General features: G+C 65.2%; 17 protein-coding genes. 3 read left to right on the top strand and 14 right to left on the bottom strand.

What is annotated here, in order from left to right; translation table 11 throughout:
* Positions 1 to 219: 219 nt before the first annotated feature.
* Both MUH00_RS00400 and MUH00_RS00405 read left to right on the top strand, forming a co-directional pair.
* Positions 220 to 654 carry a universal stress protein gene (locus tag MUH00_RS00400; protein WP_247001565.1) on the top strand — a complete coding sequence of 145 codons (435 nt, stop codon included), beginning with the start codon at positions 220 to 222 and terminating at the stop codon, positions 652 to 654.
* Between the two features lie 125 nt (positions 655 to 779).
* Complete coding sequence (locus MUH00_RS00405; protein WP_247001567.1) at positions 780 to 1,736, top strand: ABC transporter ATP-binding protein; 957 nt, start codon at positions 780 to 782, stop codon at positions 1,734 to 1,736.
* 29 nt (positions 1,737 to 1,765) lie between these two features.
* Here MUH00_RS00405 and MUH00_RS00410 read toward each other — a convergent pair whose 3' ends face one another.
* The gene (locus tag MUH00_RS00410) at positions 1,766 to 3,037 is read right to left on the bottom strand and encodes a COG1361 S-layer family protein (protein WP_247001568.1); all 1,272 of its coding nucleotides are present in this window, start codon (positions 3,035 to 3,037) and stop codon (positions 1,766 to 1,768) included.
* 176 nt (positions 3,038 to 3,213) lie between these two features.
* Here MUH00_RS00410 and MUH00_RS00415 point away from each other — a divergent pair, with 176 nt between their 5' ends.
* The gene (locus tag MUH00_RS00415) at positions 3,214 to 4,014 is read left to right on the top strand and encodes an ABC transporter permease (protein ID WP_247001570.1); all 801 of its coding nucleotides are present in this window, start codon (positions 3,214 to 3,216) and stop codon (positions 4,012 to 4,014) included.
* A 414-nt stretch (positions 4,015 to 4,428) separates the two neighbouring features.
* Here MUH00_RS00415 and secY read toward each other — a convergent pair whose 3' ends face one another.
* From secY to rplX, 13 genes are read right to left on the bottom strand one after another with little or no spacing between them, the layout of a single operon-like run.
* Positions 4,429 to 5,898: a preprotein translocase subunit SecY gene (gene secY / locus MUH00_RS00420; RefSeq protein WP_247001572.1), complete on the bottom strand. Its 1,470-nt coding sequence runs from the start codon at positions 5,896 to 5,898 to the stop codon at positions 4,429 to 4,431.
* Between the two features lie 3 nt (positions 5,899 to 5,901).
* A complete protein-coding gene (locus MUH00_RS00425; protein WP_247001574.1) occupies positions 5,902 to 6,396 on the bottom strand; it encodes an uL15m family ribosomal protein in 495 nt (164 codons plus the stop codon).
* 3 nt (positions 6,397 to 6,399) lie between these two features.
* Positions 6,400 to 6,867: a 50S ribosomal protein L30 gene (locus tag MUH00_RS00430; protein ID WP_247001576.1), complete on the bottom strand. Its 468-nt coding sequence runs from the start codon at positions 6,865 to 6,867 to the stop codon at positions 6,400 to 6,402.
* Positions 6,864 to 7,523, bottom strand: a complete 660-nt coding sequence (locus tag MUH00_RS00435) for a 30S ribosomal protein S5 (protein ID WP_247001578.1) — start codon at positions 7,521 to 7,523, stop codon at positions 6,864 to 6,866. The genes MUH00_RS00430 and MUH00_RS00435 overlap by 4 nt, the downstream gene beginning before the upstream one ends.
* Positions 7,520 to 8,068 carry a 50S ribosomal protein L18 gene (locus MUH00_RS00440; RefSeq protein WP_247001580.1) on the bottom strand — a complete coding sequence of 183 codons (549 nt, stop codon included), beginning with the start codon at positions 8,066 to 8,068 and terminating at the stop codon, positions 7,520 to 7,522. The genes MUH00_RS00435 and MUH00_RS00440 overlap by 4 nt, the downstream gene beginning before the upstream one ends.
* Complete coding sequence (locus MUH00_RS00445) at positions 8,068 to 8,517, bottom strand: 50S ribosomal protein L19e (protein WP_247001582.1); 450 nt, start codon at positions 8,515 to 8,517, stop codon at positions 8,068 to 8,070. The genes MUH00_RS00440 and MUH00_RS00445 overlap by 1 nt, the downstream gene beginning before the upstream one ends.
* A complete protein-coding gene (locus tag MUH00_RS00450) occupies positions 8,510 to 9,229 on the bottom strand; it encodes a 50S ribosomal protein L32e (RefSeq protein ID WP_247001584.1) in 720 nt (239 codons plus the stop codon). Before MUH00_RS00450 ends, MUH00_RS00445 begins: the two co-directional genes overlap by 8 nt.
* A 3-nt stretch (positions 9,230 to 9,232) precedes the next feature.
* Positions 9,233 to 9,766, bottom strand: a complete 534-nt coding sequence (locus tag MUH00_RS00455) for a 50S ribosomal protein L6 (protein WP_247001586.1) — start codon at positions 9,764 to 9,766, stop codon at positions 9,233 to 9,235.
* Positions 9,767 to 9,768: 2 nt separating this feature from the next.
* Positions 9,769 to 10,161 carry a 30S ribosomal protein S8 gene (locus MUH00_RS00460; protein WP_247001588.1) on the bottom strand — a complete coding sequence of 131 codons (393 nt, stop codon included), beginning with the start codon at positions 10,159 to 10,161 and terminating at the stop codon, positions 9,769 to 9,771.
* 1 nt (position 10,162) lies between these two features.
* Positions 10,163 to 10,345 (bottom strand): 30S ribosomal protein S14, encoded by a 183-nt coding sequence (locus MUH00_RS00465; RefSeq protein WP_247001590.1) that lies wholly within the window; start codon positions 10,343 to 10,345, stop codon positions 10,163 to 10,165.
* A complete protein-coding gene (locus MUH00_RS00470) occupies positions 10,338 to 10,874 on the bottom strand; it encodes a 50S ribosomal protein L5 (protein WP_247001592.1) in 537 nt (178 codons plus the stop codon). The genes MUH00_RS00465 and MUH00_RS00470 overlap by 8 nt, the downstream gene beginning before the upstream one ends.
* The gene (locus MUH00_RS00475; RefSeq protein ID WP_247001594.1) at positions 10,874 to 11,575 is read right to left on the bottom strand and encodes a 30S ribosomal protein S4e; all 702 of its coding nucleotides are present in this window, start codon (positions 11,573 to 11,575) and stop codon (positions 10,874 to 10,876) included. The genes MUH00_RS00470 and MUH00_RS00475 overlap by 1 nt, the downstream gene beginning before the upstream one ends.
* Positions 11,572 to 11,928 (bottom strand): 50S ribosomal protein L24, encoded by a 357-nt coding sequence (gene rplX / locus MUH00_RS00480; protein ID WP_247001596.1) that lies wholly within the window; start codon positions 11,926 to 11,928, stop codon positions 11,572 to 11,574. Before rplX ends, MUH00_RS00475 begins: the two co-directional genes overlap by 4 nt.
* Positions 11,929 to 11,931: the final 3 nt, after the last annotated feature.

The following is an 11,931-nucleotide window of genomic DNA, read 5'->3' on the forward strand; positions in this document are numbered from 1 at the left end:
CGGGTTATGGGCTCGACATGTCCGTCTCGAACCCGATTCACTGACCGGCCGAAACGCGGTTTCGTTGGACTCCTGAACTCCTCGTGGCTACGGTCAGTTTGAAATCTTGCCATCGGAATAGGAGCCGGCGGGAAGCCAGACGCGAGACGACGGCTTCGGAGCTGTCGTTCACTTCCCACCCTCCCGGTTTCTTCTACTCTCGCGTCGTCTCTCCGTGTGATGCACGTACTCGTCCCGATCGACGGCTCGTCGCAATCGCGGGCCGCACTCGATTACGCGCTATCACAGTACGAGGGTGAGACGATCACGACGCTCCACGTCGTCGATCCGATGGAGGGCGTCTACAGCGACTACGGTGGCGGCGGGATCTACGACGAAGAGGCCTTCCAGCGCGCGATCGAGCGCGGCGAATCGATCGGCGAGCAGGCGCGTGACCGAGCCGAGGACGCGGGAATTCTCGACGCGACAACTCTGAACACCGTCGTGGAAACCGGACAGTCCGCTCGAGCGATCATCGACTACGCGGACGCAAACGACGTTGACCACATCGTCATGGGCAGCCACGGCCGATCCGGCGTCGCGCGGGTGTTGCTCGGTAGCGTCGCCGAAACCGTAACGCGACGATCGCCGGTCCCGGTGACGATCGTGCGATAACCGATCTCGGTGCGGCAACCGCCGCTCGTGACGGCGTTCAATTGTCACTCGAGCGTTCACGAAGGCCGCACGAATCGCCCTTCGCACGGGTCACCACTAAGGTTCAGGCCGTCGTCGGTCGCCGCGTGAGCAGCGCCGGCCCGCCCCCGATCGAATTCGACTCCCTGACGAAGTACTACGGCGACGTTCGGGGCGTGGAGGACCTCACGGTTACCGTCGATCGGGGCGAGATCTTCGGATTTTTAGGGCCGAACGGCGCGGGCAAGTCGACGGCGATCCGGGTTCTCCTCGGGCTGTTGAAACCCACCGACGGCGAGGCGTACCTGTTGGGGAGCGACGTGACGGATCGAAACGGGCTGCGCGACGCGAAACGGCGCCTCGGCTACCTCCCGAGCGACGTCACCTTCTACAACCGCGCGACGGGCGCAGACGTGCTCGACCACTTCGCCCACCTTCGCGGCGACGAGCGCCGCGCGGAACTCCTCGATCGGTTTCCGGTCCCCCTCGATCGGAACGTGAAGGCCTACTCGAGCGGCAACCGACAGAAGCTCGCCATCGTCGCGGCGTTCATGCACGACCCCGACCTGGCGGTCATGGACGAGCCGACGTCGGGACTGGACCCGCTCGTCCAGAACGAGTTCTACGAACTGCTCGAAGAACGGCGGGACGCGGGTCGGACGAGTTTCTTCTCCTCGCACGTCCTGAGCGAGGTACGACGCGTCTGCGATCGCGTCGGCATCATCAGGAACGGGCGGCTGATCGAACTCGACACCGTCGCGAACATCCTCGCCGAGGGCGGCACGATCGCGACCGTTCGGCTGGAAGAGGAGCCACCGCCCGAAGCGCTCGAATTCCCGGGCGTCGCCCGCGTCGACCGACAGAACGGCGCGTATCGGCTCGCACTCTCGCGGGAGTTCGACGCGCTGATCGATCGGTTGGGCGAGTACACCGTACTCGACCTGGAGGTCCGCGAGGCGTCGATCGAGGACGTGTTCATGCACTTTTACGGGGACGCGGACGGCGAACCCGACGGGAGTCCGGGCGGCGACCCCGATCCTGCAGCGGACGAGTCCAGCGCCTGATCCGACCGAGGAACGCGATCGGCCGTCCGTCAGCGTCTGCGGAACCACCAGATCGCCGTCAGCGCGACCACGACCGCGGCCGCGGCGAACGGCGCGACGGAGTCGACGTCGGTCCCCTCGTCGGCGTCGACGATCGAGACCGGGATCGGGATCGGGTCCGTGCTGGTGCGATCGTCCGGCTCGGTGTCGTACTCGATCGTGATCGCGGCGCCGGTCGTCGTCTCGATCGCGTCCGCGGACGACTCCAGGGCGAACCGAACCGTCTCCGACTCGTCCGGGCCGAGCGTTCCGACGTACGCCGTCCGCGACTCGCTCGACAGCGGCGGCCCGACGTCGATCGTGGCGACGATCCCGGTCACCGTCTCGGTTCCGTCGTTCGTAATCCGCGCCTCGTAGACGCCCTCCCCGTCCACGGGGACCTCCTCGTCCGCGGGTTCCACGTCGAAGGGCCGGTCCTGATCGACGGCGATTCCGAGCACCGAGGGCCCTCCGGTCTCGACGATTTCGTCGTCCTCGTCGTCCTCGTCATCTCCGCCATCGTCGTCATCTTCGTCCTCGACGACCTCGTCGACCACGTCGTCCGTATCCGATTCGTTTCGATCGGCGCGATCGTCTCCGTCTTCCTCGTCGTCCGTTTCGACGCGGTATTGGACGCTGGCGTACAGCGGGTACGCCCCTCGGTCGACGTCGGCGGCCACGACGTTGACGTCGATCGTCGCGGTGTCGCCGGGCCACAGGTCTTCCAGGTAGACCGACTGCGTCGGCTGCGGCGCGGCGAGCGAGCCGAGCGATAGCGCGCCGTCCGGCGCTTGCAGCGTGACGACGATGTCCGTCGCCTGCCGATCGCCGTCGTTCGTCACCTCGAACGCGACCGACGACGCGTCGCCGGCCTGGATGGACTGGTTTTCCGCGACATTGACGGTGACGTCCGCTTCGGACGCTTGGACGATCTGGGGGGACCCCGCCGGCCGTTCGGCTGGCGTTCCGGTCGTGTCGTTCTCTGCGGCCGGCCGGCGAGCCGACTCGTTCTCGGTCGCCGGATCGGTCCGAGGTGGCCGATCGCCGCCCGGGGATTCCGGAGCCGGTTCCACCGCGTCCGTGTCGTTTTGCGGCGACTCGTTCTGCATCGGAGCGACCGCTTCGACACCGGCAACCGTCGCCGCGGGTGGGACGGTTCCGGCCACCACCATCGCGACCACCGCGATCGCGACGATCGCCGATCCAGCACCGAGTACGAGACTCCACGCGACGATTCCCGTCCGCCGCCGGTTCCGACCCGTCGCGCGCCCTCGGCCCGCCATATCCTCACCGAAACGGACAGGTGAACGATAAAACGCCGCGCCCGTTCCACGAACGAACAGTCGATTACCGGACCGTTGTCGTGCCAAGTGGCCGTTACCTCCGCCGATCGGGGGCGATCGCGACCCAGCTATAAGGCGCCGTCCCTCGTCGGGAGTCAGCGACGGACCGACACCCGATGCTCGAAATCACGTCCTTCGAAGCCGGCCGCCGACTCCGCGGATCCCTGCTCCTCTCCGGGGCGCTGATCGCGCTAATCGTTCTCACCGTCGCGCTCTTCCCGTCGATTCAGGAGTCGGGGGCCGATCTCGACGCCTACCTCGAATCGCTTCCGCCCGAGGCGACGCGCGCGTTCGTCGGGAACGTGACGACGCTGACGACGATCGAGGGGTACCTCGTCTCCCAGCTATACCAGTTCGGATGGGTGTTGCTCCTCGCGATTTACTACGCCTACGCCGCGGCGTCGTCGATCGCGGGGGAGGTCGAACGCGGCACGGTAGGGCTGACGCTGTCGCTGCCGGTAACGCGAACTCGAGTGGTCGTGGGCAAGTTCCTATCGCTCGTTCCGGGCGTCGTCCTCGTGAACGCGATCACGTTTCTCGCGGTCTACGTCGGCCTCGTCCTCATCGACGAGTCGATCGACGTGATCGATCTATTCGCCGTGCACGCGTGTTCGATCGCCTACCTGCTCGCCTGCGCCGGCGTCGGACTGCTGGCGTCCGTCGCGTTCGATTCCATTCGCCGGGCCCAGACCGCCGGCGCTGGGGCGGTCTTCGGCCTGTTCCTGCTCGATACGTTCACGTTCGACACCGACTACGAGTGGCTCGGTGACGTCGCGTTCTCGCGGTACTTCGACCCCGGCGCGATCCTCGTTGAGGGCGACATTTCGTGGACCGATCTCTCCGTTCTGCTGGTCGCCATTTTCATCCTCGTCATCGTCAGTAGCGAGTACTTCGAACGGCGCGATCTCACCGGATGATTGACAGCCTGCGTATCGCGATCGCCGCTTCGGTGATAGCGTCCACGCCACGGCCGTCCGAACTCCCTTTTCGGGTCCGAATCCTGGATCGGAGAATTAGCAGTCGTCCGCTGCGGTGTCCGGTACCCCCTCAGCGCCCCCGACGCATCAGTCGATGCCAGGGTCGGGCAGTAGTTGCTGAGGCGGCGGACCGTACACCCTACTCGTAAATTCGATATCGCGTCATCGAGTATCGGTGCCGGGTACTGACAGTAATGGATTGACAATCGAGCCGCGGTCATCGGGATCGAACTACGCCCTCTTCTGACACTGCTCGCCGCCGATCGCATCCGGGCCAGCCCGATCGAGATCTCGGCGGGCAGAACGAACCGCGTCTGAAGAGTCGAAGATAGCGGAGAAGAGCGCAGATATCCGTTATTCTTTGCCGAACATCTGGCGCATCATCGGGTGCATCTCCATGAGCTGCTCCTCGGCGATCTCCTCGTACAGCTTGTACGTGATGGAGACGGCCAGCAGTAGCCCGGTTCCGCTGATAGACCCGATCGTGCCAAGCATGTTCGCCCAGACGGCCAGCAGGCCGACGAGTGCGCCGCCGATGACGGTCACCTGCGGGATGTACCGCTCCATGACCTTCTCGATGACGCCGACGTTCTGGCGGAAGCCGGGGATCTGCATCCCGGAGTTTTGGATCTGCTTCGCCGTCGCTTCCGGGCCCATGTCCGTGGTTTCGACCCAGAAGATGGCGAAGACCGCTCCGCCGACGATCATGAACGTCATGTCGATGCCGATTCGAGCCAGGACCATCCAGGTCGCCTGAGAGATGTCGCCGGTCCACCACATCCAGTCGCTCGGCGAGTAGATCGGGGCCAGGTAGTAGAAGAACCCGGAGACGGGTTGGGCCTGGCTGTTGTAAACGCCGAGCACATCGGGTATCCCGCCGTTGCCCAACTGGCTGTACATGATCTGGCCGATGAACTGGATGTTGGCCTGCAGCGCCCGCACGAGGATCATCGGCAGGACGCTCGCGTAGATGAGCTTCACGGGGAAGCGACCGCGAGCGCCCTTCACTCGGGCGTGACTCAACGGGATCTCGACGCGGACGGATTCCGCGTAGACGACGATCCCGAAGATCAGCAGGGTCGTCAGGAGCGCGATGAGTTGCCCTTCACCGAGCAAGATCGTGTGCAGCCCGTTTCCGGCGACGATCGAGCCGACCTGGACTTCTCCGACGATGATCTGATACCAGTTGTAGAAGAAGCCGGGCTCCGACGGCTGGACTAATCCGGTGACGAGTCGCTGGCTGACCCCGGCGATGATGAACAGACCGATCCCGCTGCCCACGCCCCACTTGCTGACGACCTCGTCCATGTAGAGGATGAGGATGCCGCCGATGAAGATCTGGACGAACATCAGGACCTGGACCCCCGTGTGATCGAGGTTGAGTCCGCCGAGCGCCAGCTGCTGCTGGGCAGGCAGGAAGCCGCCGCCGGCGAACACCATCGGAAGCGCCGTCAACGCCGTCATGACGATGACGAGCAGCTTCTGGAGGCCCTGGTAGAGGACCTGATCCCGCGGGTCGTCAGTGTCGAGTCCGAGCAGATTCGCACCACCCAGCAGCTGCAAGACAATGCTCGCGGTGACGATCGGCCCGATGCCGACCTGCAGCAGAGACCCCATCTCGCCGGCGAGGATCGCGCGGAACTCGCCGAAGAGGTCGCTTCCCTCCCCGGACAGCCCGAGCAGGGTGATGTTGGTCAGGAAAAAGTACAACATCAGGATGCCGGCCGTCCACGCCAGCTTGCGCTTGAAGGGGACGTGCCCCTCCGGACGGCGCACAGCGGGCATCCGCGTCAGGACCGGTTCAGCGGCTTCCTTCCATCCCATGTATTACTCCTCGTCCTGTTCGGCGTCGTCGTCGGCGTCCGCCTTCGCGGCCTCTTGGGCGCGCTCCGAGACGATCGCCTCGCCGCCGGCGGCCTCGAGTTTCTCGCGGGCCGCGTCGGAGAAGGCGTCCGCCGTCACCTCGAGCGCGTTACGGACCTGGCCGGAGCCGAGGACCTTGACGACGTCGACTTCGTGACCGTCTTCGACGACGTCACGGGCGTCGATCGCGTACCCGTCGCCGGTCTCTTCCGCGTCGTCCTCGGCGACGTAGAGGATGGCGTCTTCGTCGAGCTTCTGGACGTCGATCTCTGCGACCTCGGCGCGGATGTCCTGGGGGCGCTTGAAGCCGTGTTTCTTCCGCGGTTCGTAGTTGTGGAACTCGTGTTTGCTCCGCCCGGCGCGACCGCGTCCGCCGCGGTGGCCCGCACCACGTCGGTTCTTGTGGGTGCCACCGCCGTGGGTTCGCGATCCGCGCTGGCGTCGTTTTTTGCTCGTCATGGGTTATCGCATCGATTCTAGCAGGTCGTTAATCTGCTCAGTTGTATGCTTTCCGAGTTGTCCGCCCTCGACCGTCGGTTTCTTGATTCCGGCGTGTCCCCCGCGGGGCGGGTGAAGACGCAGCGTCGGGGACAGTCCCTCCTCGCGCAGCGTCGTCTCCTCGGCGAGCAGCGCCTCGGCGAGGTCGCCGAAGTCGTCGTACTCGGTATTCTCGGCGAGCCACTCCTCGTCGACGTCCGACTGCTTGCCCTCCAGGGGCTCGGCGCGCTTTGCGAGCACCGTCTCGAGGACGTCCGCGCTCGGTTCGCCGACGGCGACGTAGTCGTTGACCTTCGCGATCATCCCCTCGTACGCGTCCGTCTCGGGGACGAGCGCACAGTGGTTCACGCTGTGGATGTTGAGCATCTCCAGCGTGTCCTGGACTTTCCGCTGTCGGTTGACTTCGCCACGAACCTGCACGACTGCCTTCATTGATCAGCCACCTCCGGTTCCTCCGTCCGTCCGCGCGAGGCCGGATGTCGCGACTGCGAGGCGTTTTCGAGCGCGTTGAACGTCGCCTTCGCGAGGTTGACGGTCGTGCGGGTGTTGCCGTGGCTCTTGGTCCAGGCGTTCTCGATGCCCGCGAGCTCGATGACCGCGCGAACGGTGTCGCTGGCGGCCAGTCCCAGCCCCTCCGGGGCGGGAATGAGCTCGACCTCGACGGAGCCGGCCTTCCCCTTCGTGCGGCGGGTCAGCGAGTGGGCCCGATCGGATCGGTCCTCCCACGACCCCGACCCGCGCGGGACCTGAATGATGTTCAGCTTCGCGATGCCGATCGCCTTCTGGATGGCGGAGCCGACCTGATCGTCGCGACCTTCGGCGTAGCCGACGTAGCCGTCGCGGTTGCCGACGGCGACGACGCAGCGGAACTTCACTCGCCGTCCGGAGTCGGTCATCCGCTGGACCATGTTGATGTCCAGCACCTCGTCGTCCAGTCCGGGGAGGAGCTGGTCGACGATTTCGGGCTCTTTCAGCGGAAGCCCCGAGTTGAGAGCGGCCTCCATCGTCTCGATGTCGCCCTCCTGGACCTTCCGGCCGAGGCGAGTGACGGGCTCCCATCCGTCGTCGTTGTAGTTGTTTCCACTCATTCGAGAATCGCCTCTCGTACTTCGTCGAAGTGTTCTGGTAGTTCGGTCGCGTCGAACTCACCGCTGTACAGCGGCTCGTCTAACTGCTCGGCGTACTCGGCGATGTGTTCGCCGCGGGTACGCGACCAGTCCGCGAGCACGCTGTCGTTGTGCGGAATCTCGAGTCCGGCGTCGATCGCACCTTCCTGGACGGCGAACACCTTGTTGCCGGGCGTCGCCGTGTTGAGGCCGATGTCGAGGACCGCTTCCTCGAGGCCGGCCTCGACGGCTCGCGTGCCGGCCAGCAGGCCGGTCAGGTAGGCCGCGGGGAGGTTCCCCGTCGGCGCTTCCCACCCGTACTCGGAGAGATCGTCCGAGTGGGCGCTTGCGAGTGTTTCATCGCCCTGAGGACCGGGAGTAACCAGCTGCGCCATAGTGTGCTTGTTGCTCTTGCGAGCGACGAGGCGTGGTTTGCCCGATTTCAGCAGGCGCAACCTCTGATGGTAGTCCGTCCGGACCTCACGGCGACGGCGCATCGGAACGTTGTATCGTGGTCCTGTCGCCATTATTGGTCACCGTAATTGTCGTCGATGTAGTTCAACAGGTACCGGACGCTCCGGAACTCGCCGCCGCCAGCCTTCTTGTAGAGCTCGCGGTACTGTGTGGGCGTGAGTTCGCCCGTATCGCGGAGTTCGCGGAGTTTCCGGCGCTGTGCGCGAATCTTGTTCTGCCACTCCTCCTTCTCGTTCTGGCGTGCGCCCTTCTTGCCGCGGCGCTTGCCCGGCCCCTTCTGGTGGCCGTACGCGCGCTTCGCGTTGCGTTCGCGGGCGCGCCCCCGGGAGTTGCCCTGCGGTTCGTCCGCCTGGATGGTTCCCTGGGCGACGAGATCGCGGATCTCCTCGCGGGTGATCGCCTCGGCGATCTCCGACTGGGCGTCGGGGTCGAGCCAGACGCGATTCTCGCCGACGTCGAGGACGTCGGCGGCGAGTCGTTTCTGCGCGGAGAGATCAGTCATCGGACTCCACCTCGACTTCTTCGTAGGTCGGGTTCAGGACGCGGACGCCCTGTTCCTCGGCCTGTTCCTCGATCCGTTCGCGCTTGCGCGCACCGACCGCCGAGGCGATGCGAACCGCCTCGCGATCGCCGTCGACGCCCTCGAGGTCGTCGACGTTCTCGACGTAGACCTCCTCGAAGCCGCTGGGGTGTTTGCCCCGAACGGACTCTGGCGTGCGGTAGCCGGCCTGGACCTTCGGACCCTTGCCCTTGATGCCGATCCGCTGCTTCGAGAGCCCACCGCGGGGTCGGCGCCAGGATTCGGGCGTCCGCTTTTTCTTGTGGTAGTCCTGTCGGTTGAACTGCGGCGTGCCCACGGTCCGACGGCGGTTAAGCAGGCGCTCTTCCTCCTCGGAGAGTTCGGGCGTCTTCTCGGTCAGCCCGCGGGGCCGTAGTTCGGTTTCGACGTCTTCCGGTTCTTCCTCTTCGACGCCTTCGTCTTCGATCTCGGCCTCGGTCTCATCGGTGACTTCGAGGTCGCCGACGTCGGCCTTGATCCGGGCCGCGAGCGCGTTACCGATGCCCTCGGCCTCGGCCAGGTCGTCCTGGTCGGCCTCCTTGATGTCCTCGATCGACTCGAAGCCGGCCTCGCGCAGTGCTTCGGCTTTGCTCGCGCCGACGCCGCTGATGTCTTCGAGCTCCTGTGGCTCGTCGGATTGGTCTTCGTCTGCCATCTATCAGGCACCTCCTGTGGCGGGTTTCTCGGTGATGTAGACCCCGTCCTGGAAGACGCGGGTGTCCTTGCCGCTGACGCGCGTCAGCTGCTCGATGTCCGCCGCCGTCTGCCCGACGTGGTCCTTGTTCGGGCCGGAGAGGACGAGTTCCTCGCCGTCGACGGCGACGTCGGTGTCACCGTGGATCGTCGTTCGTCGCGCTGCCTTCTCGCCGAGGAAGTTCTCGATGACGACGTCGTCGCTCTCTACGCGGACCTGCATCGGGAAGTGAGAGTAGAAGACTTCCATCTTGTACTCCCAGCCTTCGGTCACGCCGTGGAACGCGTTCTCGACGTGGCTCTCGAAGGTTCCGACGGTCGCGTTGGTCTTTGCGTCCTCGGACTCGCTTGCGATCACCACGGCGTCGTCTTCGACATCGACGCTCACGTCGGGGTACCAGAGACGCCGCGTAACGGCGCCTTCCGGTCCATCGACGGTCACGTCGAGATGGTCGACCTCGACGGATACGTTTTCGGGGATTTCCAGTTCGACTCGCATGGTTAGTAGACGTATGCGATCACCTGGCCGCCGATCCCCTGCTCACGAGCCTCGTAGTGGCTCATGATGCCGCTGCTCGTCGTGACGACGAGCGCACCGAAGTCGCGAGCGGGGAGATAGCGCTTCTCCCACTTCTCGAACTCGTCGGCACCTGCGGCGTAGCGGGGCTTGACGGGGCCACACTCGTTGATCGCTCCTTTCAGTTCGACCTCGAACAGACCGGCCTTGCCGTCGTCGACGAACTCGAAGCCGTCGATGTACCCGCGGTCGTAGAAGACCTCGAGCACGCTGCCGATCTCGTTCGAGGCGGGCGCTACCTCGTGGGTCAGATGACCGACGCTCTCGGCGTTGTCGAGCCCCGAGAGCGCATTGCTGAGTGGATCGTTTCCGGTCATATTATCGGTACTTCTTGAATCCCATGTCGCGGGCGATCTCGCGAAAGCACTGCCGGCAGAGGTTGATGTCGTACTTGCCGACGAGCCCCTGTTCGCGGCCGCAGCGCTGGCACTCCTCGATCTGGCCGGTGCGCTTTGCAGCGTGCTCGCCCGTGCGATCGTTTTCGGTTTCGCTTTCACTCATCTGTGGATTCCTCGACGGAGACGTCGAAGTTCGATTCGAGGAACGCGATCGCGTCCTCGGGGGTCAGGCGGTGCCGCGACGGGATCGATCGGGTGGCCTTGTCGCGCTTGGCCACGCGGTAGCCCGGACGCACCAGGTTGACGGTGACGTCCAGCCCGTAGATCCCGACGTTCGGGTCGTACTCCTGGCTCGGGAAGTCGGTGTGTTCCTCGACGCCGAAGCTGAAGTTGCCCGTATCGTCGAACTGCGACGCGGAGAGTTCCGCGAGCGGCAGCGCCGTCTCGAGGAACTCGGAGGCGTCCTCGCCGCGGAGCGTGACCTTCGTCCCGATCGGGTCGCCCTGGCGGATGCCGAAGTCGGGTTCGGTCCGCTTCGCCTGGGTGCGGACGCTCTCCTGTTCGGTGATCTCCTCGATGATGTCCTCGGCGTGGCCGAGTTCGCGACCGCCGCGGCCGACGCCCATGTGGACGACGACTTTCTCGACGCAGGGTTTGCGCATCGCGTGGAAGTCGGCTTCAGCTTCCGACATCAGTCGTCACCTCCTGTAAAGTTCTCGTCGATCACGACGACGTACTCCTCGACCGTCTCGAAGCCGCCGTCCTCGGTGGAAACGGTGACGGTGTTCGAGCCGCTACCGGGCGTGACGTCGATCGCGTCGACCTCGCCGATCTTGCCGCCGTGGTTGCCACGGACGGCCGTCACGAGCGCGCCCTCCTCGTACGGGAAGTGGGCGACGATCGACTTGTCCTCGTTGTCGATGACGATCGAGTCGTTCGCGCTGTACTCGCTGCCGTCCTCGACGATCACGTTCGTGCCGTCGTGGAGCGTCAGCTGCGTGTCCCCGCCGGGGACTTGCTGTTTGCCCTCGATCTTTCCGAGGCGGCTTCCGGCTGCGTCCTCGCCGACCTCGGTCAGCGAGAGCCGACCGCCCTCGTCGGGGAAGACGCGGTAGTACTCCTCGCGCGCGGGGAACGCGACGATGTCGAAGATCCCGATCGGTCGCTGTTCGTCGTTGATCGGGTCGCCGTTGACGAGGATCGCGTCCTCGCTCAGGGCGTATCGGGCTTCCTTCTTCGAGTCCACGTAGCCGAGCACGTCCCGCAGGAGGATGAGGAGGGGAACGCCCTCTTTACCGTGCGGGCCGGCGCCGGCCTTGACCGTGAACACGTCCGTCTTGCGCTCGACCGGCCAGGACTTCGGTACCGACAGTCGTTTCTGGTGTTTCGTCATTCGCTATCACCTTCGAGGCGTGCCTCGCGACGCTCGTCCTCGAGGTCGAGGTCCGTAATGCGGACGTTCGACGGGTCGACCGGCCGCGGCACTTCTTCGCCGTCGGCCGTCTCGACCATCACGTCCTCGACGTGGATGACGCCGTCTTCGAGGATCGCGCGCATGACTTCGCCCTCTTCGCCGGCGTAGTCGCCGCGCATGACCTCGACCGTGTCGCCCGCATTGACGCGGGTGCGCCGAGTGTCGTACTCCTCGCGGAGCTCGTCGGACAGCGTCGCGTGGAGCTGCTTTTGCCGCTTGTGTAGCGGCGCACGCTCCGTCTGCGTTCGCTGTTTGTGTGGTTGCTTACTCATGGT

Origin of the sequence: Halosolutus gelatinilyticus, from assembly GCF_023028105.1 — an archaeon.
Classification (GTDB): domain Archaea; phylum Halobacteriota; class Halobacteria; order Halobacteriales; family Natrialbaceae; genus Halosolutus; species Halosolutus gelatinilyticus.